Genomic DNA, 24578 nt, shown 5'->3' with positions numbered 1-24578 from the left:
CCGGGTAATGAAAATGATGTATTAATTGTAAAAGAATATATCCATGAAGATAAATGCAATAATATTATTCCTTTGTAGTCTATTCTTGTATGCTTGTTACGAGGATAAAGGAGATTACGATTATGCCCCGATTGATGAGGTAACAATAAACTTTGATTTGACATCGTATGGTGTGGCAATCGGAGAGGAGATAGAGATTAAACCGACGTTGGAATTTAAAAATCCAGAGGATTCGGTAAATTTCAGTTATGAATGGTTGGTTAGCGGTAAACTTTATGCTACAACACGCGACTTGAAATATACCGGGGAAGAATTGGGCTCAAATTTCACGATGTTCACGGTAATTAATAACCGGACAAAGGTTCGCACGATAAAAGAAATTCTTATACAAGTATCTTCTCCTTACAATATATCGGGGGCTCCGGGTTGGTTTATATTGTCGGATGAAGAGGGGAAATCCGTGTTGCACATGGTTTCCTCCAAATATATTGACGGAGCTTATCAATATGTTGCTCGCCGGGATATTTATAACGGTGGAGGCGAAGAATTGGGACGGGAACCGGTGAAGTTAATTTATCATGCTCCTTATTATAGTTACCCGGAATTGTTGGTTGTACAGCGAGGTGGGCAAAAATCCGTGGAGTTGAATATAAATTCCATGACTCGCGTTATTCGAAATGATGAAGAATTCTTTAACGGGCAACCCCCGGTTGATTTCGTCCCTCAGGATGCCTATTACGGGATGTGGGCGGATATTTTATTGGGAGAAGATGGGAATTTGTACTCCCGCCCTATCGCGGAATATGAGAAATTGCATCAGGATCCTTTCAACAATAATCCAATGCTAATAGATCCGAAAAAAGAATCGCGAATCAAGGCTTTGGGAATCGCTCCGGCTTTCGCGAATGAAGTTGTCGTGTATGATGAGTTGAACAATCGTTTGCTATGTATCGGAACGGATTTCAGGTATGGTGGTGATATACAAGAGATGCCGACGGCTACTTACCCGGAAGAATACACTCCGTTGAATGATATGGGAAATAAAGAATTGATATACTTGGGCGTGGGCGATCCGATGAATTTTAACATGATCGTGAAAGATCCTTCCGACGGTAAATACTATTTCCAACGCTTTATGTTACAGTATATGGCTCACAACAACACTTTTATGTTATATGCATGGAACGCTCATAAGGAATTGGGATGCGCGAGTTATTTTACCTCTCGGACTCAGATCGTGATATTCCGGGATGGAAATTATATCTTCTTCACGGGTGGAGCCGCGAATAACGAATTGTATCGTCATGATACCCGTACTAACGTCACCGTTTTGGTAAAAAGCTTTGAAGATACGTCTATCCAATTACTTCGATTGCCTAATGTAATGGCCGGAGAATCTGCCCTAGGAGTGGTGTTTACCAATGGAGATGTGGTTTCGTTAAATATGTCTTCAGCTAATATTAACGCTAATGTCTACGAGGAATTGTTCCGTCATAATTTCGGAAAAGTCGTGGATGTTGTGGCTAAATAAAATATTTTTTCAAGGTTTATAAAGTCCGTGCCTTTGGGGACGGCTTTATAAGCCTTTATTAAAGAGAATAGGGCATGCAAATGCCGCTAATGGGGATACTATTGTAAGAATGTTCTATTAAATAATCACTTATTTGTATGAAAAACAGTATTTTATTAATCTTGCTTCTATCTGTGCTGCCTTTCATGGGTGAAGCTAAAAGCAAGAAAAAGAAACAAGTGCCGGAGGTAAAAAAAGAAACGGCTTATCAGAAATTTTTTAAAGGCAAAAAGTGTGAAACCCGGCAGGGATTATTCACACTTCATAAAATGGATGGGAAAATCTATTTCGAACTCCCGGTGAATTTATTGGGACGGGATATGTTATTGGGTTCTACCGTAAGCGAGATCACGGATAATCAGTTTGCTAACGTGGGAGAGAAACCTTTTGCGCCCCAGCACGTGATATTTACGAAAGTGGATTCCACCATAAATCTATGTCTGGTAAATACGGACTACGTGTCGGAAGATGCACGGATTGCCGAACGTATACGGATTAGTAAGCAACCGGCTATTCTTGCCAGATTTCCTATCAAAGTGTATTCGGAAGACAGTACTGCAATAGTTGTGGACATGACGGATTTCCTGTTGGAAGACAGGGAACAGATGAACCCGTTCTCCCCGTATGCTATTGCCTTGGGACAAAGGAAGGTAGAGAAAGAATTCAAAAAGAATAATTCCTTTATCGGGGAAATCAAGGCATTCGGGGATAACGTGAGTGTACGTTCTTCTTTGAGTTATTTGGTCAGTTTACGGGATCAGCAATACTATTATTTATACAAGGTACCCTTTACGGCGGTTATGACTCGCAGTTTCGTGTTATTGCCCGAGAAAGAGCAGGCTATGCGTCCTCGGGTAGCCGATCCTCGGATAAATATATTTTTCCAGTATCAATCGGAATTCACGAGTGAGCCCCGTGGGATGAATCCTTTGGTTTATGCCAATCGTTGGCGGGTAGAACCGAGCGATGAGGCTGCTTACCGGAGGGGTGAACTTGTCGAACCCAAAAAACCTATTGTGTTTTACGTGGATAACGCGTTCCCCGAGAGTTGGAGAAAATACATCAAAGCGGGTGTGGAAGAGTGGAATGCTGCTTTTGAACGGATCGGCTTTAAGAATGTTGTACGGGCCGTCGATTTCCCAACAGATGATCCAGAATTTGATCCGGATAATTTGAAATATTCTTGCGTACGTTACTCTCCTTCTTGGGTGGCTAACGCCATGGGACCTTCTTGGACAGATCCTAGAACCGGCGAGATCGTGAATGCTTCGGTATACGTGTATCATAACTTGTTGCAACTTGTGCAGAATTGGCGATTCGTTCAGACTGCCCAAGCGGATCCGGATGTGCGAACGATAACGATGCCCGAGGAACTGGCTGGGGAATGTATCCGTTACGTGATAGCTCACGAGGTTGGGCATTGTCTCGGATTTATGCATAATATGTCAGCCTCGGCGGCAATACCTGTTGACTCTTTGCGTTCCCCCTCGTTTACAAAAGAACATGGAACAACTTATTCGATTATGGATTATGCCCGGAACAATTATGTCGCTCAACCCGGAGACAAGGAACGGGGAGTGAAATTGACGCCACCCCATTTAGGTGTCTATGATTATTTCTCCGTGAAATGGCTCTATTCCCCTTTGTTGGATGCTAAAACTTCGAAAGAGGAAGTTCCTATTTTGGATCGTTGGATCAGTGAGAAATCGGGAGATCCGGTTTATCGCTACGGGAAACAGCAGTTTATGTGGCGTATTGATCCGAGTTGCTACGAGGAGGATCTCGGGGATGATGCGATACAAGCTGCAACATACGGGGTGAAAAATTTGAAATATATTCTCGGCAATTTGAATCCGTGGCTCGGTGGCGAGGATCGGGATTATGCGTTCCGCAAACAGATGTATAACGAGATTTTATACCAGTATCTGCGATACATGAACCACGTGATGGCTAATATCGGGGGAATATACCTGTACGAGCGATATGATGGAGATCAGGTGCCTGGCTATGCGTCAGTGCCGAAGGAAAAGCAAAAACGGGCAACTCGTTTTATCTTGCAGCAATTGAAAGATATGTCTTGGTTGGATGATGAAGAATTGTTAAAAGGATTTGAATTGAGAAGTAATATTTCAACAACCCTCGAGGATCAAGTATTTAAAGGATTAATGGGGTGTTTGCGGGTAATCGGAATATCTGCCGAGAAAGCGGGAAAAGACGCTTATACTCGGGCTGAATTTTTGAATGATGTGACAGATTTCGTGTGGCAGCCGACTCGTCAGAACAAATCTTTGACAAACGTGGAAAAAAAATTGCAAATACGCCTCTTGTCACATTTGATCACGACTGCCGGGATCGCCAATAAAACCATGAACGGCGGAACTTTGGGAATCGCTTCGGAAGAGCGGATGATTGAGATCCCGGAGTGTATAAAAGCACAAAGTCGTGCAACGTATGGTGTACTCCCGGAAGAGATCATGGGGGTCTTCTCGAATCGTTCCGTGGAACATCAGGCTCGACATGAGATGACGCCGGCAGAAGTCATGGGCTTCGGGTTTTACGTGACCATTAATGATGTCAGGGAACCGATGGATCATATTTATTACGAGAAGTTGAAACAAGCTCAATCTTTGATAAAACAAAAAGCGGCTACCGGGAATGAGGATACGCGAAGACACTATCGCTTACTGCTTTATAAGATCGGACAGGCGTTGAATAATTAATACAAAGAGATATGATGAAAAGTTTGATCTATATATTATTGTTGTTACTACTTGTTGGTGCGGGGAGACAAGAGGCTTGGGCAAGAAAAAAGAAAAAGCATCTAGCGGCGGGAACTGTAAAAGTAGAACAATCGCCTTATCAAAAATTATTTCAAGGTAAGAACGTGAGTACCTCGAAAGGATTGATGACCGTACACACGATGGGTGGCAAAGCTTACGTGGAATTTCCTTTACATTTGTTGGGAAAGGATTTATTGTACACGACGTCAATTCGGGACATCAGTGATAATGGGGAAGGCATCGTGGGACAGTTCGGTGATAACGGGTGTGTTTTCCGCTTCACGAAAGAGGATTCGTTAATTTGTGCCCGCTTGGTGATAGTTGATGAACCGGTAAACAATAGTGGAGAAATAACACTATCTGCTGCGATTGAAAAATCAAAGATGCCGGGAATTTTCTCGAGTTTTAAAATCGAGGCTTACACCCCGGACAGTACTGCCGTGGTGATCGAGATGTCGAAATTTTTTATTGAGCATATTGCTTATGCCAGCCCATTTCCCGGGATGGCAGGTAATTCCATGTTAGGTTTCGTGCACCGGGAGCACAAGATTGATTTGACACAATCTCGTTTCCGGGAGATAACAGCCACTTCTGCTACCGTGCAGGCAACTTGTGATTTGCGTTACAAAGTGGACTACTATATGCTTGGAAACCTGAATCGGAGAGATGTTTCCGTGAATTTGACTGTGAATAAAATGTTATCCGTTTTGCCGGAAAAACCGATGCCTATTCGTTTTGCTGATCCTCGGATAGGAGTCGCTTTCGAGCAAAAGTCCGGCATCCCGGGTAAGTTCGAGGGGATGAAATCCTTGTATTATACTCGTAGATGGCGTCTGGAACCGGTCGACAGTGTAGCATATGCTCGTGGCGAGATGGTAGAACCGCTAAAACCGATTGTTCTCTACATGGATACATTGATTCCGGCAGCATGGCGTCCGTACGTGAAGGCAGGAGCTGAGGCGTGGAATGTTGCTTTCGAGAAAATCGGGTTTAAAAATGTGATACGGGTGAAGGAATTTCCGAAAAATAACCCTAAATTTGATGCGAATGACATTACCAACTCCGTGATCCGCTTCTCTCCATCTTGGATGTACGATTTCCAAAATTCTATTGTAACAGATCCTCGGACTGGCGAAATATTGAATGCTTCTATATACATTCATCACAATGCGTTAGGAGTATTGCAACGGGAAAGAATTTTGGCTACAATGGCATCCGATCCCTCCGTGCGGCGTTCGCAATTCACGGATGAACAGCTAGGGCGTTTGATCCATGCGAATATCATGCAATACATGGGATTGAACTTGGGATTTTTGCCTAATTTCGCGGCTTCCCAGGCATATCCTGTTGATTCTCTACGTTCTGCTTCATTCACTCGGAAATACGGCTTGGCAGCTTCCGTGATGGATCATCTGAGATATAATTTTGTCGCGCAACCAGAGGATGTAGAGAAAGGAGTTTTATTAGATCCGACCGTATTAGGACCTTACGACTATTATGTCGTTCGTTGGTTGTATCAACCGATAGCTGGAGTAAAATCTCCACAGCAGGAAAAGGAAGTATTAGATCGTTGGATTGATGAGAAATCGGGAGATCCTCGTTATCGTTACTCCCTTATGCAATACCCGATGTTTGCTTTCGATCCTTCCGTGGCGGCTGGAGATTTGGGAGATGATCCAGTGAAAGCCATGGAATATTACAAGAAAAATTTGAAACGTTATGCCGAAAATTTCTATGATTGGTACATGGAAGATGATAGGGATTTATTCTATCGTGCGTTGCTGTTAGGGCGTATCGGATTTTTGTATAGTGGCAAATTGGGAAATGTAATTAATTATATCGGCGGGATATACATGAATGACGTGAAAGTGGGGGACGGGAAGCCTGTTTACCAAGTAGTTCCGAGGGAAAAGCAAAAAGAAATCGTGAAATATGTTATTGAACAGACCAAGGATATTGATTGGCTGTATAATGCTACTATTTCGGAAAAATTTCAAATAGGAACGGATATACGTGTCACGCGATCGGCGATCATCGGGTCGTTGTTAGGGAGAATCAGTCGGTTGGCGGTATGCGTGGAACGCGATCCGGATGCTTATTCACCGGAGGAATTGGTGGATGACGTGTACCGGGAGATATGGAAAGGTACCATAGCCGGACGGCAATTGACCCAGGAGGAGATTATGCTACAGCAGGGCTTGCTGGGGTCGATAGCTGCAACTTCCCAAGCTGGAGCGCCTGCGGGAACATTCGAAACGGCTAAAACGATCGGTATTACGACCGTGAACAAGAGTCCGGAAGAAATAATGGCATTTTTGAAAGATGCCGGTTTGTGGGGATACGAACTATATAACGACAAGCTGGAAAGTATAGAAAAGCTAGGCTTCTTCCCTATGTGGCCGGGGATAAAGGCAAATTGTTATTCCAGTGCGGCATTGTTCTATGATATGCTTTTACGGACACGTAATCTTATCAGGGGGGCTATCGGGAATGCCCGGGGGGAAACGAAAAAGCATTATGAATTCATGCTTTATAAAATTGATAAAATGTTGATAAATAAATAGTGTTTTAGATTTAGATCCGGTGGGTGTGTCAAAACACGCCCACGAGTCCATAAGGTCAAAAATGTCCATAAAGTCGTAAGGTCGAAACATTACAAAATTAGGAATGATTATATTGATAACCAATAATTTGTACAATGCCTGACTTTATAAACTTTCAGAACCGAAGGTTCGACTTTATGGACATTATGGACTAGGAGGTGTGTTTTGACACACCTCCCTCTTGTTTGCCACTTTGTCAGTTTCCCGTGTAACTATGCGTCAGTTCGGGACGTATATTACAAGTTGGTACATAGTTTGTATTAACATATTATAGAATGTATAAATTATAAAAGTATGGCCTATATAGATTACTATAAGATTTTAGGGGTTGATAAAAGTGCTTCGCAGGATGATATCAAGAAGGCTTTTAAAAAGTTGGCCAGAAAGTATCACCCGGACTTGAACCCGAATGACCCGAATGCCAAGCAACGCTTTCAGGAGATAAACGAGGCAAACGAAGTATTGGGCGATCCGGAAAAGCGGAAAAAATATGACCAATACGGGGAACACTGGAAACATGCCGATGAATTTGAAGCCCAGAAACAGCGTCAGCAACAAGGTGGAGGTTTCGCTGGAGGCGGCGGTCAATACTGGTCGTCGGGAGGCGGATTCTCCGGGATGGGGGATGAGGGCGAATTTTCAGACTTCTTTGAATCCCTGTTCGGTTCTCGTCGGGGCGGAGGACGTTCCGCTGGATTCCGGGGACAGGACTATAATGCAGAATTACACTTATCGTTCCACGATGCGGCGAAGACGCATAAGCAAGTGTTATCGGTAAACGGTAAAAATATACGGATCACCGTTCCGGCAGGAGTGGCTGACGGACAGACCATCAAGTTGAAAGAACAAGGCGCTCCCGGTGTGAATGGCGGACCCAACGGGGATTTGTATATCACTTTCGTGATTGCGGAAGACCCGGTATTCAAGCGATTGGGAAATGACCTGTACGTGACGGCTCCTTTGGATCTCTACACGGCAATTCTCGGTGGCGAACAAATGGTCGACACGATGGACGGTAAAGTAAAATTGAAAGTAAAACCCGGAACACAAAATGGTGCTAAAGTACGATTGAGGGGTAAAGGTTTTCCCGTGTACAAGGAAGAAGGCAAATTCGGCGATCTGATCGTGACTTATTCCGTGCAGATTCCGACCAACCTGACGGAGAAACAGAAAGCCTTGTTTAAGGAATTACAAAGTCTTAATTAAAACATGTCAGTTATGCAAGCAGATTTGATAATAGTCAGGGAATATTGCCAGAAAAGCCACGTCGATCCGTCATTTATCGTTTCTTTGGAAGAAGACGGTTTGATTGACATTCAGGTTGTCGACGGGGAGCGTTATTTATCTATTTCCCAATTACGGGATCTGGAGCGTTTTGTACACTGGCATGAAGATTTATCCGTGAACATCGAGGGCATCGGAGTCATCCACGAGCTGATGGGACGTATGCACGATATGCAGCGGGAACTCGACCAATTACGTCGGGAACTCCGGATATTTCATACCGGTTACCCTTCAGAAGAGTATTGAGAGATTTGAAATATAAAAAGTGAAAAAGCAAAGGGAATTTCGAGGAAGGCTCTTTGCTTTTTCACTTTTTAATTATATATTTACCAATAATTTCAGGTATGTGTAATTTCAATTGAAATACGATGACTACAACCCGTTATTTAATAAATATTGCAAGTGCCGTTCTTTTGTTTTTTTTGAACGCATCGGTAGCTGCCGCTTCAGTCAAAGATTCGCTCTCGTATGAAAATTATTGCAAAATGTTGGAGCGGGAAGTCCGTATTCCCGTGTCCGAAATCCCGAATGACGAGGGGATGGAGTTTTTGCAGGAACGAATCAAGGCAATGAAAAAGGAGTACAAGAGCGACAAGCAGGCGTACGCTTCGATGGTGGAGCAACTTCGGGTACATATCAGGCAGGAGTCCTATGACGAGGCGAGAAGAGTAATGGTGATCGCGAAATTGACAAATACTTGTATCGACGAGTTGGAAGCCGTGTGCTATTATTTTAATAGTGAAAAATTGAAGTTGATGAAGGAACTTGGTCCGAAGAATTTTATTTATAATTATTTGGTGGCTTACCCGAAATTTGCCCACTTGAAGATTTTGCAAGAGGCAAAAATGCGGGAATACATGAACGAGAACGACCGTCGTCGGCATTTCTTGAAGAATGTAATGCCTTGTGTGTTGTCTTACGGGCAGGTGGCTGACGAGGAGATGCTGAAAGATTGTTTTTACATGCAAATGCCGGTGTTCGCCCAGGGAAACGTGAAAGAATGGATAGCTCAAAATGTAAGGTATCCCTCGGAAGCAATAAAGATGGGTGTCACCGGGAAAGTTCTTGTGCGTTTTGTGGTTGAAAAGGATGGTTCGGTTGTAAACGTGGAAGTTGTAAAAGGATGTCATCCTCTTCTCGATAAAGAAGCGATACGGGTTGTTCGGAATTTCCCGAAATACATCCCCGCCTGGTGTCCGATTAAAAAATGCGGCTTCCCTATAACTTACACGGTGCCGGTCGGTTTTAAATTTTCGTCACCACCCCCTACTCCTGATGCATTCCCTGCGTTTGGCGAAGGCTTGCATTGAATTTAGGAGGGGCATAAGGTTCGTGGAGTTAATTGTGAGATACCTCCGTCTTATTTTTGTGATTTTTTCCGTTTCTCGATTTCTTCCAAATATTCTTTTGCTTCTTCCTTTCCTGCGGCGAGGGCTTCGCGAAGCATTGTTTCTGCTTCTTCGTCATTTTGTTCGAGAATATTACCTTCAAAATACAGTATGCCGAGTTGAAGTGCGGCGTCACTATTCCCGTAGAGAACAGAGGCAAATAAGTTCTCCTCGATGAGAGATGGATAACTCCCGTCTTTTAAGTGATGGCATCCGCAATCAAAATAATAGTCAGCTGCGGTGTCACGATCGTCCAGTGTTTTTTTCATTATTTTTTCAACTTTCCCCAGGAGAATTTTGGCTTCTTCGTGTCCTTGTGCGGCGGCTGATTTTGCCCATCGTTTTGCTTGTTGGAATGTTGCATCGATGTCTTTTGGTGTTGTTTCATATACTTCGTCATAATAATACATTTCTGCGACATTGAATTGTCCCTCGGCATCTCCGGTTTCCGCTGCTTTGAGATACCAAAAGAATGCTTTTTCAACATCCTCGGGGATTCCCCATCCTGTATAGTTTAAATTACCCAGGTGTATTTGGGCTGGAGCGTGGCCCTGTTCTGCTGCGCGGGTCAAGTAAGCTATTCCACGCTCGAAATTTTTGTTTCGGATGTCTTCTAATCCCGCCTCCGTGAGTTCTTCGTTTGACAAATCACGGGTATCGCTTTTCTCCTCTTCGCCTTGTAAATTTGTCAATACATCCTCTCCTGTTTGCGCTTGTTGTGGCGTGTTAGAAGAGTATAAGTATAAAAATAATGCGATACCGCATCCTAAAATTCCCCATGAAAGATATTTAACGGTCTTGTTTTTTGTGATTACTCCGATTAATATTCCAATCAAAATAGTAATAATAATGACCAAAATGCAAATTGTCATGGCGTTTCTTGTTTTTTTATAGTTTATTATTTTGCTGTCGGAATAGTTTGATTCATTCCGACTATTCATTCCCAAAATTACAAAAAAATGAAAAGAATAAACTTTTTTGTTTACATTTTCGTTTAGAACGTATAATTGGTGTACTCGAGAACGAGGATACCGGTTAAGATTGTAAATAGATTATTTTATTGATAAACGTTAAGTGTATGAAAAAGATAAAAGTGGGGCTATTGCCTAAGATTATCGTGGCGATTATTTTAGGTATAGTATGCGGGCTTTTCTTCCCCGATTGGCTGGTAAGAATATTTTTGACCGTAAATGGTCTGTTCAGTAATTTTTTGGGATTCATCATTCCTCTGTTGATCTTGGGATTGGTTGCACCCGGTATTGCGGATCTCGGCAAGGGAGCCGGGCGCCTGTTGTTAATCACGGCTTTATTGGCTTACGGCTTTACCCTTTTCTCGGGATTTTTCACTTATTTCGCCTGTGAGTTGAGTTACCCGTGGTTGCTTGGTGACGCTGGGGCATTACACCCGATAGAGGCTTCTGCGGCAGTACCGTTGGCACCTTATTTCACGGTGATGATGCCTCCCTTGATGGACGTGATGACTTCCCTCGTGTTGGCATTTACCCTCGGTCTGGGTATGTCCGTGATAAACGGCGCAACCTTGAAAGGGGCGATGGAAGATTTCAAGGATATTATCAACAAGGTGATCGTCACCGTGATAATTCCGTTGTTGCCTCTTTACATTTTCGGTATATTCCTGAACATCTCCGGTTCCGGTCAGGTATCCGGCGTGTTGGGCGTGTTCGTGAAAATCATCGTGGTCATTTTCTTCCTGACAATCGTGCTGTTGTTCATTCAGTTCTTTATTGCCGGGTTCGTGTCGAAGAAGAACCCGCTCCGCCTGTTCCGCAATATGTTGCCCGCGTACATGACGGCGTTGGGGACGCAGTCGTCAGCAGCCACGATTCCCGTCACTCTTGAGCAGACGATCAAGAACGGCGTGAACCGGGAATTGGCAGCATTCGTTATTCCGCTTTGCGCAACGATACATCTCTCGGGCAGCACCATGAAAATCGTGGCTTGTGCTATGGCAATCATGCTGATGTCGGGGATGCCGATCTCCTTCGGGATGATGGCTGGCTTTATCTTTATGCTGGGTATCGCTATGGTTGCCGCCCCGGGAGTACCGGGCGGGGCGATTATGGCAGCGTTGGGATTATTGCAATCCATGCTCGGCTTCGATGAAACGGCGCAGGGATTGATGATCGCGTTGTATATCGCTATGGATAGTTTCGGTACGGCTTGTAACGTCACGGGTGACGGTGCGATCGCTGTTATCATGGATCGTATTAACCGTGACAGCAAACACACGGGTACCTGCGAGGAACTGGAAGAGGTTGCGATCATCGAGTAGTTATAGGGTAAACAAGAAGAATACCTATATTAATTTAATATTACCAGGGGTGTAATCCCGTATCACTCCCGTGTATAATACTTTAATTAAGCTATAGATATCCTGTATGAACGCTATTCTAAATAGGGTTCGTATAGGGTTCATATAGGGTTCCTATAGCGTTCATGACGGAATTGAACCGGAATTGATACGGGTATAATATTGAATTATGTCGGGAATTGGGTATTTCAACACCGGGTAAACCTATTGATGGGGTAGGATGTGAATGTGTTTGATGTTTTATTCGTTTTCGATTGACTTTTCGAGAGATAATATCTATATTTGCTCGCTTTAAAGAGGTGCGTATGCGTGAGAACTCGAAAAAAGATATTGATTTTGAACGGGTATTCAAGGAGAATTATTCCAAGCTTTATTGCCATGCGCTGAGTTTTTTTAATGACTCGGAGGTGGCGAGGGATATGGTGCATGATGCTTTCGAGATTCTTTGGAGTCGTTACGATCAATTGGAATTGAGCACGCCGATTACTCCGTTGTTATATACTCTTGTGCGGAATAATTGCATGAATTATTTGCGGCGTTCTAAATCGCGGGAGCGGTTTGTTGCGGATGCGTTGTGGACGATGGAGGAGGCCATGGAGGACGAGGATTTGGAGCGTGAGGAGTTGATGTTTCAGTTGCGGGAGTCGATCGAGTTGCTGCCGGAACAGGTGAAGGCGGTGTTCAAGATGTGTTTTCTTGACGGGAAGAAATACCGGGAGGTGGCTGATGAACTCGGGATTTCGATTAACACGGTGAAGGCTCACGTGAAAAAGGCTTTGCGCTTGTTGCGGGAGAAGTTCTCGGGGGAACAGTTGCTTTTGTATGTGGCTTTCGTGAAATGTCGCCATTAATACCACTTTTTGAAATCGCTTGAATCATAGTTAGTTGTGAAAATGTTGCAGAATAAATGAAAAAAAAGTGTTTTTTTCGTTACCCTGTTTGTACCCTTTCGTGTGTATTATATAGGAACAAATGTATAACTATGGATTTAGAGAAATACACGGATGAAGATATAGAGTTTGCCCTGCAATTGATTACTTGCCCGGGACAGCTGGATCGAGCCGGGGTGGAGGCGTGGTTGAAGGATGAGGCGCACCGGGAGTTGGTGAAGGAGTTGTGCGTGTTGCGGGAAGGCGGTTTTTCCCTGGAGGAGCAAACGGACGTGGAGAAGGAGTGGCGGGTCTTTATCGGGCGGCACGCGATGAGGCGGAAACGGTTGCCAGGGTATTGGATTTCGATAGCGGCTTCTGTTGCCGCGGTGTTGCTGGTCGGGTTCGCGTGGATGTACTTTTACTGGTCGGATTCGCCGGGGAAAGCCGTGAAGAGGACTTTGGCCAAAGGTAGGGTATCGGAGGTCACGATTGTCACGGACGAGGGGGCGCGGGAGATTACTGCCGCCGGGTTGTTGCAATTGGACGAGAACGCGCGGGAGCAGAACGTGTTTTCGGATTCCATTCACGGGATGAGTTATTTGAACGTGAAGGCGGATAGCGGTTTGCAAAAGAGGTATCACACGTTGCGGGTGGCCCGGGGAGGGGAGTATTTTGTGCAGTTAGCGGACGGGACGAAGGTGTGGCTGAATGCGGAGTCGGAGTTGCGCTATCCCGTGGTGTTCGAGAAGGATTCGAGGCGGGTGGAGTTGTTGAAGGGGGAAGCTTATTTCGAGGTGAGCCGGGACGAGAACCGTCCTTTCACGGTTGTGACGGATAAGTTGGTCACTCGCGTGTTAGGGACGGAGTTTAACGTGCGGGATTATCCAGGCAAGCCGCTGGATGTTACGCTAGTGCAGGGAAGCGTGTTGGTGAGGGAGAATCGGGAGGATGCGGAAGAGATACTTTTGGAGCCGGGCGAGAATGCCTCGTGGCGTGAAACGGGGACGTTGGTCGTGGAGAAGGTGGACGTGAGGAGTTACGTGGCGTGGAGGGATGGCTTCTTCTTTTACAATGATGCCCGGTTGGAAGATATGTTGGATGAACTGGGGCGTTGGTATGATTTTTCCGTGTTTTACGAGAATCCGAGCGTGAAGGATATGCGGTTTAAATTTTGGGTGAACCGGGAGGAACCGCCGGAAAAGTTGGTGGAACGGTTGAGGGAGCTGGGGATTCTAGAGGTCCGGTGGAACGGAAAGAGCCTTGTTGTTTCAGTAAAATAATTTTAATGGAATATAAGAAAAAGGGGATAGTTGGCGCTATCCCTTGTAAACCTATGCGGTTTTAAAAATAAATTGTTAAATTATTAATTACAAATGTATGGAAAAAAAGCGACATTCATCCCATTCTGACGGGGAAATGCGAAGAAATCGGATTGGAATACGTTTTTGCTTGTTGTTTTGCCTCTTGTGTATGACACTGGGGGTGTTCGGGCAGCAGAAAAAATTGAGTTTCAATTGGACGGAAACCCCGTTGCTTGAGGTGTTGAATACCTTGGAAAAATCGGACGTGTATAAGTTCATGTTTAACAATGAGAGTTTGCGACCTTACAAGGTGACGGCTAGCGTGAAGGAACAGACGGTGCTCCAGATTTTGGATAAGGTTTTGGCGGAATTACCGTTCACCTACAAGGAAGATGGTGTTTTTATTTTGATCCGCCGCAAGGAAGGCGGACAGGAGAAAGAGCGGGGTAATCTGGTTGTGAAAGGTAAGGTGTTGGATGAAAAAGGATTGCCTTTGCCGGGAGTGACTGTCCGTTTGGATAGCACGACGATCGGTACGTCGACGGCTGTTGACGGGACCTTTAATTTGCCGGTCCCGAAGAAGAACGGGCAGTTGGTGTTCTCTTTCGTGGGATGTGACACGAAAAAGGTGGTGTTCTCTGCCGGTCAGGAGCTGGTGGTGACGTTGAAGGAGAGCGCTTCCGAGTTGGACGAGGTGGTGGTCCGCGCGTACGGTACGCAGAACAAGCGGGAGATGATCAGTGCTATCTCTACGGTAAATGCCGAGGAGATGAAGGAGCTTCCGTCTGCCAGTATTACCAGTATGTTGCAGGGGCGTCTGGCGGGGTTGAATGTGATTCAGCAATCGGGTGCACCGGGTAGTGCGGCAGTGGTGTCGGTGCGCGGTTTCAACTCTTTGCTGGTGGACGGAGCGAGTGACGGGCAGCCGTTGTGGGTGGTAGACGGGGTGCCGATGCACTCTTTCGTTTCCCCGGTGACGGGTACGAACACGCTTGCCGATTTGGATCCCAGTATGATCGAGTCGGTGCAGGTGTTGAAGGATGCTGCCGCCGCTTCCATTTACGGTAGCCGTGCCGGTAACGGGGTGATCCTGATTACCACCAAGAAAGGAAAAGAGGGAAAAGCCAAATTCGCGGCAAATGTTTCTTATTCGTTGTCCCAGTTGATGGCGTGGCCCTTGCAGACGGGGGGACGGATGGAGAGATGGTTGGATTTGAATCACGCGCGTCACCAGATAGAGAGTTATTGGTCAAGCAAGAAAGGGGCTTATTGTTACCCGGGTTCATACGAGGACGTTTACCATAATTCGAGTGCTTGGAGCGGTACGTACGATAAGTTCTGGGGAAACGGTAAAAATGACGTGGGTACGGATTACCAGTTGCAGGATAGTTTGGATCCTTTTTACAATAACGAACGGAACTGGTGGAAACAGATATTCCGCACGGGAAAAGTGGTGGACGCGAATATCCAGGCTTCCGGCGGTTCGGATAAATTCCAGTATATGGTCGGCGCGGGCTTGTACGACGAGACGGGTATCATGATCAACAGTGTTTACAAGAGAGCCAATATGCGCGTGAACCTGAATGCCAATTTGACGGATAAACTGCACGCGGATGCCCGTGTGTATCTCTCGTACGTGGACCGTTCAATGAATAAAAGCGTGAATAATTACGATGGTATGGAAGTCGCTCCGGATAAGCAGCCGACCTACATGGGGGGAAGTAAGGAGTTGGAGGATGAATGGTTGCAGAGAATGAAGTACGTGAAGGATCGCACGGACGATTATCGTGCCATGGCGAGTATGTTCCTGGAATGGGAGTTGTTGAAAGGTCTGTCACTCTCTGCTTCGGGGAGCGTGGATTATGCCCAGGCGAATCTGAATATGTTTTACCCGAGTAATTTGGATGAAGAGTATCACCGTAATCATTCGACGGGTTCCGTGAACCGGGTGGTGTCGATTATGACGGAGGAGTTGTTGCATTATTCCAAGAGTTTTAACGAGACGCATAATTTTGACCTTTTGCTGGGTATAAATGCCAACAAGGAGCAGAATTTCGGTATGAGCGGTGCCGGTATGGGTGGGCCTTCCGATTACACGTATTATTTTAACCCGAGCTGGGTGAAACCGGTGATCGACGTGGGTAAGGATGGTTACCATAATTATATTTCCAATACCACGTACGCGTCGGATTTCACGGAAAAGGTGATGGTGAGTTATTTCGGACGTATCGGGTATAACTACAAGCAACGTTATCTGGCAGAGTTTACCTTCCGTCGAGACGGGAGTTCCACTTTCGGTGAAGGTAACCGTTGGGCGAATTTCCCATCCGTGGCTGTCGGTTGGGCGTTCTCGGAGGAACCTTTTATCAAACGATTTACCGAGGGGTGGTTGAACTGGGGTAAGATCCGGGGGAGTTACGGGACCTCGGGGCAGACGTTTACCAAGGCGTACTTGGCTTACGGTTTGATTGGTGTGGATTCGTATAATTCTTTTATGGGGAATTTCGGAACGACACCCAGTTCCCCGATTGCTCGCGATTTGACGTGGGAGAAGACGGAACAATATGACTTGGGATTGGATTTGGATATGTTTGATTATCGCTTGAACGTGAAGTTGGACTATTATTACAAGTACACGAGTTCATTGATTTACCAGGTACCCCTGCCGGCGGCATTGTATTTGCATTCCAGTCGCACGGAGAATGCCATGGAGGTGTCGAATGAGGGTATCGAGTTGGAGTTGACTGCCGATATTTTGCGGGAAGGACCGGTGAGCTGGCGTTCCAAGTTGAATCTTTCCAGAAACTGGAACCGTTTCGAGAAGTCGTATTCCGGTAAAGATTTGGGCGGTTTGGTGATTGGTCGTCCGTTGAGTATGATGCTGGTGACGAAAAATGAAGGATTTTATGAAAAAGAGGAGGATTTCGATATTTACTACAAGGAAAACGGTCAAAGAACTTATATACTTGGGACGTTGGTGTCGGATGGTTATTTGAATAGCGGTTTGATGGGGTTCTATAAATTCGCGGATTTTAATCATGATGGCCGTGTCGATCAATATTATGCCGGTTCGCCGCTTCCCGTGGCTTATGGCGGTTGGGTGAACGAGGTGATCTGGAAGAATTTTGATTTGAACGTGTTGTTTAATTTTTCGTTCGGTCGGAAAATGATCAACGGGCGCAATATTTCATTGAGCAAGAAAGGACCGAAATTCGTGGATTACAAGGATTTGCATTATTGGACCGAACCGGGATGCAAGGCAAATTTGCCGCGCTTGGGAGAGTCTGTAGCGGTCTTTTTTGATACGAATATAGAGACGGTGCACTCGATGTCGTTGAAACAGATTACATTGGGATATAATATGCCTAACGAGTTAATCAAAAAAGTTGGTTTCTCGGGAGCCCGTGTTTTCGTTACGGCGGAGAATTTGTTCTACTTGAGTAATTATTCGGGGGATAATCCTGAAGTGGTGGATCTGTATTCTGGACATGATAGCGGGACATCTTATCCGTTACCTCGCAAGTGGACGTTTGGTTTAACGTTAAATTTTTAGTTGAAGATGAAAAAGTATATATACATCATATTGTTGCCCGTGTTGTTCATCGTGAACGGATGTTCGGATTGGATAAACGTGGTTCCCGAGAACTCGGTGACATACGAGAGTTATTTCAAGTCGGAAAAGGACGCGCAAGCTTTGTTGTTCTCGTTGGAGGTTAAGGTGCGGACGTTATTCTCTCCTTTTGCCTCGTACACGGAATTGAATAAATCGAGAAATCTTGACGAGAGTTATTTGCCGATGATGCTCTCTAATTTTGAGCGTTATTACGAGACGATAGCTTCGGCGGATATTATTATAGACAATGCTTTCCGTTTTCCCTTGGAGGAAGAGGTCATTAAACCTTACGTGTTGCAGGCTTATTTCGCGAAGGCGGCTGCTTATTTCGCTTTGGCTACCGATTTCGGGGAAGCCCCGATTATCAAAGACGGTCGTACTTACAAGAAATATGGCAAAAGTTCCGTGAGCGAAGTATTGGATGAGGCGGAAAAATGGGCGTTGAAAGCGATGGAATTGCCTAATTACGAGAATCTGAAGTTGGGCGATCTAACCCTTTGCAAGCAGTATGCTAGTAAAGGTGCCGTTACCGCCTTGTTAGCTCATATTTATGCCTGGAGAGCCGGCGTGGAAGGTAAAACCGAATACTGGGAGAAAGCCGAGGATTTGTGTTCGCAAATCATCGAGAACAAGGTGGGGAATTACGCGCTGGAAGAGAATCCGGTACAATTGTGTCTGTCCGGTTTGCACAAAGATAGCAAGGAGAGTATCTGGGAATATTATCGCGAGTTGGAGGAACAAGGGTCTGTTTTTTATTACCAGGGAGTGAAGGAGTCGGTTGGTTTCCCGATTATCGTGACCAAGGATCCGACAACCGAACCGGATTATTATTTGACCAAGGAACAAGTGAGAGAGTTGTATGACGTGGAGGACGGTCGTCGGGAGGCTTATTTCTGGGCAACGGATGCGGACTCGATATTCGTGAAGAAGATAGGTGACGAAACGATAGTGGATACGGAACGGGGAACAGAGGGTGAAGTGACCGCGCGTTGGGGGAACCAGGAACTTAAATGGGCTTTCCCTGCTAAATACCGTTACCCGTGTTACAAGTATTACAGTTGGAGTTCCACGCCCATTTGGTCGGGTATGGACCAGAACGTGTCGAGGTATCGTTTGGCAGAGATTATCCTGCTCCGTGCGGAGTGCCGGGTGCGTCAGGGGAAAGACAATGCCAAGGATGATTTGAACGCCGTTCGTCAGCGGGCATACGCGGGAAGTAATTTCGCTTACCAGTACCCGAATGCCGATGACGTGGAGAAAGGGTTGGACAAAGATTTGCAATTGGCGATTTTCCGGGAAAGGGAGAAAGAGTTGTTGATGGAAGGCCACCGTTATTATGACGCACGTCGGAACGGGGTGGAATACGTGCAACGATTCTTTAAGATTTATTCTTACTTGTCGCCGCAGGATATTGAGGAAGGTGCTCTTTATCAAGGAATCGTGGCAACAGCTTTTAGTGATAACGATCTGTTGCGGCAAAACGTGTATTGGAACAAGAGAACACAAAACCAGTAATTAGGGGAAAAGATGAAAAAAGCATATTTGATAATAGTAACCGCATTATTGCTACTTTCTATCGGTTGCACGAAAGACAATTTCATTAGTACGGGCAACAGCAAGGGACGTTTTGACGGGAATACTTTAGAGTATCTGGAGGCACATTCCTACGATTGGGACTCGACGGCAATCATGATTCGTCACGCGGGAGAAGATATGGTGAAGTTGTTCGAGGGAAAGGATGAAAAACATCCGGAAATAACTTTTTTCGGGATGACCAATCACTCGATACGGCGTTATTTGTTGCAAAATGACATCAAGCAAGTGAGGGATTTGGACGCGGAGTGGTGTAAATCCATCTTGTTGCAACATGTGGTGGACGGGAAGCATTTCAGGACAGATTTCCCTATCGGGGAACCGGGAGATTTCGGTTCTATCGGAACGGGAGGTATCACGCTTCCTACTTTGGGAGGCACGGAACTTTGGGTGCGTACTTGGGTAGATGAAAAAGGTGGAATTGTAGAGAATGGAGCGAGACCGATTTTCGTGTATTTCAAAAAAGCGAGCCGGGAGTTTGATATTTCTTCCGGTGATATGGAACAGGACAATGGAGTGGTACATGCACTCGAGTATTGGTTTACACTTGGTCAAGAAGAAAAATAAAAATGGATAGTTTATGAAACATATAATATTGTGGGCTGCTGTATTGATGCTTGCCGTTTGTGCTTGCCACGAAACGACCGTGGGATATTTGAACGTGGAGAATGCCTCGTATGACCCGGACACGTCGATTATTCGCAAGAATCCGATTTGGGATTTGGATTCTTTTCGGATGAAAGACAATTCATATTGGGTAACCTTGGGCTTGCAAGGATACGAGGGTACGCAACCGATTTATTTTCAATTGGAGTCTGTGACTTCAAGCCTGGGAGAGGAGGCCGCGGCTATATTCAAAAAGGAATTGGTGGTGAAGGGTGGTGGCGTTATGATGTATCCTTTGGAGAATAACGCTCGACCGGGATTTTATACCGTGTCGCTTCGCTTGTCGAATGACGGGTATAGTCGGGTGATAGAGAATGTTTATACTTTTGAGGTAATCGAGTAATATTGTGTTTTAGTGCTTTAGCTAAAGGAGTCGCTGTAAAACTGCGACTCCTTTAAGTTAAAGTCGTCAAATAATCAAGTATATGTGGAAATTATTTATATTGTTTTCGGTGTTCGTGGCGAACGTTGTCATGAATGACGTGAAGGCTCAGGGGGTGGCTTTTTACAAGGGCAAGTTCGAGAAAGCCGAGGCGGAGGCCCGGGAAGGCAAATTGCCGACGTTGTTGTATTTCCGTTTGAAAGACGCGGAACCTTGTACACTGCTGGAAAAAGGTGTGCTCGCGAACGATACGTTAGGCGCCTTGTATAACAAACGCTTTATGAATATACAGGTGGAAGCCGATAAGAAGAACACGGCATTGATTCAAAAATACCGGGTGACGGAAGTGCCGCTGGTGATCTGGTTGAATGAAACCGGCAAGGAGGCTTACCGGATCGTGGGGGATATCCCGAAAGAGGTATTCGAGCATATCGGGCGGGTGATGTTGCACGAGAGTCCCTCGTTAGAAGATTTGTTCGGCGCGGTGACAGCCAGCGATTATTCTTTGGAGTCCATGCAGACGGCTTTGCTGGAGGCTTTGTCTTTTCTGCCGGTATTGCAGGGAGAAACGTTGGATAGTTGGACGGGGGAGGTGAAGGCTCTGTTGCAGAGGTACGTGAGTGATAAAGATATGGGCGACATGGTGAACGCGAAGGATTTCAAGATATTGACGTCTTATTTGGATGAGGCGAAGTTGTTTGACCCGATATTCGAGTTTGTTTTGGAAAATTACGACCGTTTTTCGGAAATCATTTCAGAAGAGGAAGTTGCCGGCTTTTTGGTGGATCGGAACATGGAGCTTATCGGGCGCCTGACGTATTCCGGCAACGAGGCTTACATGGAAGCCGTGGAGCGCGTTGGCGGCGATCTAGCCCGGGCGTATGCCACGGTGAAGAGTTTCGTGGGCATGGATACCGTGATGCGTTACCAGGCGGATGCGGATTACTGGCTTCACGGGAAGAAGGATCAGGATGCTTACGTGGATGTTAAAAACGAGTACTTTAAAGTGTTGGGGGATAAATTGAGATGGAAGGATTTGTACAACGCGGTTATTGATTTGGGAAAGGCGACAGGCAAGAAATTCACGGAAAAGACTTTTAAGGTGTGCATGGCTTGGATAGACGTGATCGGGGCGCAACAGGATCTTGATGCCGGGATGAAGTTGTGGGTTCCCATGACGAAAGGGGATTGTTTCCTTGCCGCGGGCGACAGGGAAAACGCTAAAGCTTGCTATAATCAAGCCTATATTATCAGTATGCAGTCGAAAAATGCGGAGTTGCAAGCATTTTTGAAACAGAAGGTCGCTTCCTTGAATGGAGGAAATTAAAAGTTGCGGGTATGAGAGGAAATGTGAACAGGTGGTTGTTGTTCGGGATGCTGTTTTTGTGTGTACTGAACGCTTCGGATGTTTATGCTTGGGGTAAAAAGAAGAAGAATGCGAAGACGGAAACTGTGGCTCCGGAGAAGTCTAAATACGAGGTATTCCTTGAAGCGGAAGGGTTGCGGTCGGTAAAGGGATGGTTTATCACGGTGCATAGGCTTGGGGGTAAGATTTATTTCGAGTACCCGTTGAAATACATGGGGTGGGATTTGTTGATAGCCAACACGGCTGCCGCCACGAGTGAGCCGTTGCTCGTGAACGTGGGGTACAAGGTGAAGACTCCGATGCACGTGCGGTTTGTGCTGGAGGATAGCACGGTTTTCATGTGCGAACGGAATACTTACGTGACTTACGGGGAGGGAGAGAAGCATCTGGAGAAGGCGGCAGAGAATAGCTTTATGGATGTCAAGCAGCAGAAGATGAAGGTGGTGACTTACAACACGGACCGTTCTGCTGTTGTGTTCGAGGTGACGGAGTTTTTCACGGAGAAGAATACCCGGTTGTCGCCGATAGGGGGGTATTTTGAAGGATTGCCGCTCGTGGGAGAGTTGAAGAAGAATTTGTCGTCTATCGGTGCGATCAAGGCTTTTGACGATAATGTTTCTATCGAGATGAAGGAAACGTATGCTTGTGCGTTGAAGTATGGAGAAACGTTTATCGGGCTGGGGGATGTGACGGTGAATTCGGTGAAAAGCGTGCTGTTGTTGCCCGAAAAGAAGATGAAGCCGAGAATCTCGGATCCCCGGGTCGGGGTGTTCTTGACGGGGAAGCAGGAGATGTCTTCCGAGAGGGGGGCGAAGTATTATTCTTACGCGAACCGTTGGCGTTTGGAGCCTCGCAACATGGAGGCATGGGAGCGGGGTGAACTGGTGGAGCCGAAAAAGCCGATCGTGTATTATCTGGACAACACGTTCCCCGAGGCTTGGAAGAAGCCGTTGAAGGAGGGGGTGTTGCGCTGGAATAAGGCGTTTGAGCAGATCGGTTTCAAGAATGCCGTCCGTGTGCGTGATTTTCCGTTGGATGACCCGGAGTTTGACCCAGATAATTTGAAGTATTCTTGTATCCGGTATTGTCCCGTGGGGATAGAGAATGCCATGGGACCTTCGTGGGTGGATCCTGCCACGGGGGAAATCGTGAATGCTTCGGTGATTATTTATAATGATGCGGTGAAGTTGGCAACGCAATGGATGTTTGTGCAGACGGCACAAGTGGATGATTCGGTTCGGTCGGGAGTGTTGTCGGGCAAGCGTTTGGAGGAGGCTTTGGCTTACCTGGTGGCTCATGAGATAGGGCACACGCTGGGACTGATGCACAACATGAAGGCTTCGCATGCCTTCCCGGTGGATTCGTTGCGTTCTGCAAGTTTTACGCGAAAGTACGGGACGACGCCCTCGATCATGGATTACGCTCGTTTTAATTACGTGGCGCAACCCGGGGATGAAGGGGTGAAGTTGACTCCGCCGGAGATAGGGGTTTATGACGAGTATGTCATCAAATGGCTGTATTCCCCGGTGGCGGGAAAGAAGACTGTGGAGGAGGAGGCTGAGGTCGTGCGGGAGTGGGTGGACGAGAAGGCTGGCGACCCGATGTACCGCTACGGGCAGCAGCAGATATTGGCGGTTTATGACCCGGGAGCTTTGTCGGAAGATTTGGGAGATGACCCGATAAAAGCCGGTGATTACGGGATTAAGAATTTGAAGTATATCCTGCCTAACGTGAACACGTGGGTGGGGAATGACGAGTTTTCGGAGTACCGGATGGATTTGTATTTCCAGATCGTGAACCAGTATTTCGGTTATATCGCTAACGTGTTGCATCAGGTGGGAGGTGTTGATTTGCAAACGGTGAAGGAGGGTGTCGCGGATGAGCGTTACCGGTCATTGCCCCGGGAGGTGCAACGGAATTCGATGTTGTGGGCTATCCGGGAATTGCAAGGGAGCGGTTGGTTGGACGAGCAGGAGTTGAGCAAGAAGAGGTTGTCGCTGAAGTATTCGTCGTTGTTGAGAGGGGTGGCAGGCAGGATGCTGTTCGGGCGTGCGCCTTTCGTGACGTTCTCTTCTCATTTGACAGAGAAGCCTTACACGGTGAAAGATTATTACGATGATATTTACACGGGTATTTGGGTTGCTGTTGCCCGGGGAGGAAAGTTGACGGAAGGGGAGAAGGCTTTGCAGCGGTTGTGCGTGTCGATGAATTTGGAGAAGGCGAGAGGTGTGATGCGTCAGGATGGCAGGGCGTTGACCGGGGCGACGGAAAGTGGCATGATGACGATGAGCGTGGATGAAGTTATCGAGTCCGGTCTGGACGGGAGTGGTTTCGTGCGGCGTTTCCGGGAGCGTTTGGTCGAGTTCGAGAGGGAGTACGGGTCGGAATTCGTGACGGAGAGGTTGCTGTTGCATAACGCTATCGGTGTAGACCCTTACGGTTGGCAAAAGAGGGTGAACGTGGAGCCGATAGACGAGTCGTTCGCATATATTATGGATATGTTCGATAAGATACGGAAGTTGATCGAGGGGCGGTTGAGAACGGCGAATCCTTCGGATCGGGCACATTATCAATCCATTTTGTATCAAATAAAATCATTGCATAGAATGGAATAACCAGTTATATAATCATTTTTAGCTATGTATGCCTTTTGTTTACCTTCTTTTCAAATGAAGGGGAAACAAAAGGCATTTATTTCTACCAGATCTTTTGTAGGTTTACCCCTGCTTATTAAATAAGATGGTGTTCTACCATGTTTTGTAGGTGACAAAATCTTTTGATGTCGGTAACTGTTTATGCACTTTTAACGTACGATAGTTATATTTCGG

At 46.1% G+C, this 24578-nt stretch carries 16 protein-coding genes; 15 read left to right on the top strand and 1 reads right to left on the bottom strand.

The window, feature by feature from the left end; all coding sequences use genetic code 11:
- The first annotated feature begins 43 nt into the window (after positions 1 to 43).
- From BN8899_RS07370 to BN8899_RS07345, 6 genes are all read left to right on the top strand, one after another.
- The gene (locus BN8899_RS07370) at positions 44 to 1531 is read left to right on the top strand and encodes a PKD-like family lipoprotein (protein ID WP_065218923.1); all 1488 of its coding nucleotides are present in this window, start codon (positions 44 to 46) and stop codon (positions 1529 to 1531) included.
- A 137-nt stretch (positions 1532 to 1668) separates the two neighbouring features.
- Positions 1669 to 4290, top strand: coding sequence for a zinc-dependent metalloprotease (locus tag BN8899_RS07365; RefSeq protein WP_065218922.1), 2622 nt, complete (start codon positions 1669 to 1671; stop codon positions 4288 to 4290).
- 11 nt (positions 4291 to 4301) lie between these two features.
- Positions 4302 to 6914 carry a zinc-dependent metalloprotease gene (locus BN8899_RS07360; protein ID WP_082986952.1) on the top strand — a complete coding sequence of 871 codons (2613 nt, stop codon included), beginning with the start codon at positions 4302 to 4304 and terminating at the stop codon, positions 6912 to 6914.
- Between the two features lie 333 nt (positions 6915 to 7247).
- The gene (locus BN8899_RS07355) at positions 7248 to 8159 is read left to right on the top strand and encodes a DnaJ C-terminal domain-containing protein (protein ID WP_065218920.1); all 912 of its coding nucleotides are present in this window, start codon (positions 7248 to 7250) and stop codon (positions 8157 to 8159) included.
- A gap of 12 nt (positions 8160 to 8171) precedes the next feature.
- Positions 8172 to 8483 (top strand): chaperone modulator CbpM, encoded by a 312-nt coding sequence (locus BN8899_RS07350; protein ID WP_065218919.1) that lies wholly within the window; start codon positions 8172 to 8174, stop codon positions 8481 to 8483.
- A 122-nt stretch (positions 8484 to 8605) separates the two neighbouring features.
- Positions 8606 to 9547 carry an energy transducer TonB gene (locus BN8899_RS07345; RefSeq protein WP_065218918.1) on the top strand — a complete coding sequence of 314 codons (942 nt, stop codon included), beginning with the start codon at positions 8606 to 8608 and terminating at the stop codon, positions 9545 to 9547.
- Between the two features lie 50 nt (positions 9548 to 9597).
- Here the strand turns inward: BN8899_RS07345 and BN8899_RS07340 are convergent, their stop codons facing one another.
- Entirely contained in the window at positions 9598 to 10497 is a 900-nt protein-coding gene (locus BN8899_RS07340) for a tetratricopeptide repeat protein (RefSeq protein WP_065218917.1), read from the bottom strand.
- Positions 10498 to 10703: 206 nt separating this feature from the next.
- Here BN8899_RS07340 and BN8899_RS07335 point away from each other — a divergent pair, with 206 nt between their 5' ends.
- From BN8899_RS07335 to BN8899_RS07295, 9 genes are all read left to right on the top strand, one after another.
- Entirely contained in the window at positions 10704 to 11918 is a 1215-nt protein-coding gene (locus BN8899_RS07335) for a dicarboxylate/amino acid:cation symporter (protein ID WP_065218916.1), read from the top strand.
- A 344-nt stretch (positions 11919 to 12262) separates the two neighbouring features.
- Entirely contained in the window at positions 12263 to 12808 is a 546-nt protein-coding gene (locus tag BN8899_RS07330) for an RNA polymerase sigma-70 factor (protein ID WP_018338924.1), read from the top strand.
- 131 nt (positions 12809 to 12939) lie between these two features.
- Positions 12940 to 14109, top strand: a complete 1170-nt coding sequence (locus BN8899_RS07325; protein ID WP_065218915.1) for a FecR family protein — start codon at positions 12940 to 12942, stop codon at positions 14107 to 14109.
- A 97-nt stretch (positions 14110 to 14206) separates the two neighbouring features.
- The gene (locus BN8899_RS07320; RefSeq protein WP_065218914.1) at positions 14207 to 17683 is read left to right on the top strand and encodes a SusC/RagA family TonB-linked outer membrane protein; all 3477 of its coding nucleotides are present in this window, start codon (positions 14207 to 14209) and stop codon (positions 17681 to 17683) included.
- A gap of 6 nt (positions 17684 to 17689) precedes the next feature.
- Entirely contained in the window at positions 17690 to 19258 is a 1569-nt protein-coding gene (locus tag BN8899_RS07315) for a RagB/SusD family nutrient uptake outer membrane protein (protein WP_065218913.1), read from the top strand.
- A 12-nt stretch (positions 19259 to 19270) separates the two neighbouring features.
- Complete coding sequence (locus BN8899_RS07310; protein ID WP_065218912.1) at positions 19271 to 19903, top strand: fasciclin domain-containing protein; 633 nt, start codon at positions 19271 to 19273, stop codon at positions 19901 to 19903.
- Between the two features lie 13 nt (positions 19904 to 19916).
- A complete protein-coding gene (locus tag BN8899_RS07305) occupies positions 19917 to 20345 on the top strand; it encodes a hypothetical protein (protein WP_065218911.1) in 429 nt (142 codons plus the stop codon).
- 82 nt (positions 20346 to 20427) lie between these two features.
- Positions 20428 to 21711 carry a thioredoxin fold domain-containing protein gene (locus tag BN8899_RS07300; protein ID WP_065218910.1) on the top strand — a complete coding sequence of 428 codons (1284 nt, stop codon included), beginning with the start codon at positions 20428 to 20430 and terminating at the stop codon, positions 21709 to 21711.
- An 11-nt stretch (positions 21712 to 21722) separates the two neighbouring features.
- Positions 21723 to 24365 carry a zinc-dependent metalloprotease gene (locus tag BN8899_RS07295; protein WP_065218909.1) on the top strand — a complete coding sequence of 881 codons (2643 nt, stop codon included), beginning with the start codon at positions 21723 to 21725 and terminating at the stop codon, positions 24363 to 24365.
- The last annotated feature ends 213 nt before the right edge of the window (positions 24366 to 24578 follow it).

Origin of the sequence: Butyricimonas sp. Marseille-P2440 (assembly GCF_900091675.1) — a bacterium.
GTDB lineage: Bacteria > Bacteroidota > Bacteroidia > Bacteroidales > Marinifilaceae > Butyricimonas > Butyricimonas synergistica.
This window is presented reverse-complemented; position numbering and strand designations above follow the sequence as displayed.

Bases quoted from the DNA above. Each gene is read 5' to 3' on its own strand.
- BN8899_RS07370 (WP_065218923.1), top strand. From the start codon at position 44: ATGAAGATAAATGCAATAATATTATTCCTTTGTAGTCTATTCTTGTAT.
- BN8899_RS07365 (WP_065218922.1), top strand. From the start codon at position 1,669: ATGAAAAACAGTATTTTATTAATCTTGCTTCTATCTGTGCTGCCTTTC.
- BN8899_RS07360 (WP_082986952.1), top strand. From the start codon at position 4,302: ATGATGAAAAGTTTGATCTATATATTATTGTTGTTACTACTTGTTGGT.
- BN8899_RS07355 (WP_065218920.1), top strand. From the start codon at position 7,248: ATGGCCTATATAGATTACTATAAGATTTTAGGGGTTGATAAAAGTGCT.
- BN8899_RS07350 (WP_065218919.1), top strand. From the start codon at position 8,172: ATGCAAGCAGATTTGATAATAGTCAGGGAATATTGCCAGAAAAGCCAC.
- BN8899_RS07345 (WP_065218918.1), top strand. From the start codon at position 8,606: ATGACTACAACCCGTTATTTAATAAATATTGCAAGTGCCGTTCTTTTG.
- BN8899_RS07340 (WP_065218917.1), bottom strand. From the start codon at position 10,497: ATGACAATTTGCATTTTGGTCATTATTATTACTATTTTGATTGGAATA.
- BN8899_RS07335 (WP_065218916.1), top strand. From the start codon at position 10,704: ATGAAAAAGATAAAAGTGGGGCTATTGCCTAAGATTATCGTGGCGATT.
- BN8899_RS07330 (WP_018338924.1), top strand. From the start codon at position 12,263: ATGCGTGAGAACTCGAAAAAAGATATTGATTTTGAACGGGTATTCAAG.
- BN8899_RS07325 (WP_065218915.1), top strand. From the start codon at position 12,940: ATGGATTTAGAGAAATACACGGATGAAGATATAGAGTTTGCCCTGCAA.
- BN8899_RS07320 (WP_065218914.1), top strand. From the start codon at position 14,207: ATGGAAAAAAAGCGACATTCATCCCATTCTGACGGGGAAATGCGAAGA.
- BN8899_RS07315 (WP_065218913.1), top strand. From the start codon at position 17,690: ATGAAAAAGTATATATACATCATATTGTTGCCCGTGTTGTTCATCGTG.
- BN8899_RS07310 (WP_065218912.1), top strand. From the start codon at position 19,271: ATGAAAAAAGCATATTTGATAATAGTAACCGCATTATTGCTACTTTCT.
- BN8899_RS07305 (WP_065218911.1), top strand. From the start codon at position 19,917: ATGAAACATATAATATTGTGGGCTGCTGTATTGATGCTTGCCGTTTGT.
- BN8899_RS07300 (WP_065218910.1), top strand. From the start codon at position 20,428: ATGTGGAAATTATTTATATTGTTTTCGGTGTTCGTGGCGAACGTTGTC.
- BN8899_RS07295 (WP_065218909.1), top strand. From the start codon at position 21,723: ATGAGAGGAAATGTGAACAGGTGGTTGTTGTTCGGGATGCTGTTTTTG.